The sequence below is a fragment of the Bradyrhizobium campsiandrae genome, from assembly GCF_014529705.1.
In the GTDB taxonomy this organism is placed as follows: domain Bacteria; phylum Pseudomonadota; class Alphaproteobacteria; order Rhizobiales; family Xanthobacteraceae; genus Bradyrhizobium; species Bradyrhizobium campsiandrae.
Genome location: NZ_JAANIH010000217.1, coordinates 1 through 432, shown reverse-complemented (window position 1 = coordinate 432; position 432 = coordinate 1). Strand labels below are relative to the sequence as shown.

Annotated in this window: 1 protein-coding gene; it reads right to left on the bottom strand. The window is 44.9% G+C overall.

All coding sequences use genetic code 11. The annotated features are described in order from the left end of the window. The coding region (locus tag G8O24_RS47170; RefSeq protein WP_283815671.1) for a glycoside hydrolase family 3 N-terminal domain-containing protein at positions 1–432 on the bottom strand (432 nt) is incomplete at both ends.

Sequence of the window (432 nt, the reverse complement as noted above, 5' to 3'; positions counted from 1 at the left end):
CTATTATATTCCAGACCAGCCTCCGCCGCCCCGGATGCCGCAAAATGTTTCACGCATGCAGCCATCCGCTCCAAATTTCCTTCTAATTTACTCGCATCACCTTGATAGCCGTCAACCAGTGCTTTTCCAAGTTCACTATTTAAAAATGGATCTACACCAGTTGATTCCATTACACGACCCCATCTTGGGTCCCTAACTAAATCAAGCATTGGCGAAAAAGTAACATGATGACCGTCTGCTGTTGCTTCAAGCGCCGAAACTTCCGCCATCACGCGCACCGTTTCCCGGTCAAAAGAACAACCAAGTGCAAGTGGGATTGGAAATACCGTTTTATACCCGTGTATGACATCCGCCATAAAAACAAGCGGAATTCCTAGTCGATTTGTTTTTAAATAAGCTTCTTGAATTCCAATCATATCAAGTGCCGAACTT